This window comes from Sporofaciens sp. JLR.KK001, from assembly GCF_036941055.1.
In the GTDB taxonomy this organism is placed as follows: Bacteria; Bacillota; Clostridia; order Lachnospirales; family Lachnospiraceae; genus Sporofaciens.
Window position 1 is genome coordinate 1 of sequence record NZ_JAYMNO010000016.1, and the last position, 612, is coordinate 612.

Here is a 612-nt window from a genome sequence, read left to right on the forward strand (position 1 = left end):
ATCTGTAATCATATCAATCTGTGCATGTCCGGTATCGCCCTGTGTTGCCTTAATATCCCCTTTGTTTAATTTCAATTTGTAAGTCGTACTTGAATGTCTGAGAGAATGAAAAACAACATTGGGAAGGTTTAGTTTTTCTTTTAACTTATTAAATTCCTTCTCTATAACTCTGGATTCGCATGGTCTGCCATTGGGTAAAGCAACGACCAGGTTATAGTCGTAATATTCATCGCCAAAGAACGATTTTACCTCTTCCTGTTCTTCTTTCCATTTTCTCAAAATATAGGCAACTGTTTTAGGAAGCCATACCTTACGGACGCTGGATTCAGTTTTAGGGGTTTTTAATATCAAATTGGTGCTGGTTCCATTCATCATAGAAGGAAAGACCTGAATAATATCTTTTTCATCCATAAACTGTCTTGCATCCTTGGATACTCTTGAAAGTTCCTGCATAATAATCACATGTGCATCATCAGCAGCTATATCAGCATCTGAGATGTGAACATTGTCCCACTGAAGGCCAATGATCTCACCCAAACGCAAAGAACATGCAAATGCCAGATTCATGGCTATATATAATTTTGGTTCTTTGCAGCCATCCAGAGCAGTACG

At 38.2% G+C, this 612-nt stretch carries 1 protein-coding gene; it reads right to left on the bottom strand.

All coding sequences use genetic code 11. The features are described 5' to 3' along the window. Window positions 1-612, bottom strand: a 612-nt coding sequence (locus VSQ62_RS32315) for a tyrosine-type recombinase/integrase (protein WP_334638792.1), incomplete at both ends; no start/stop codon positions are given.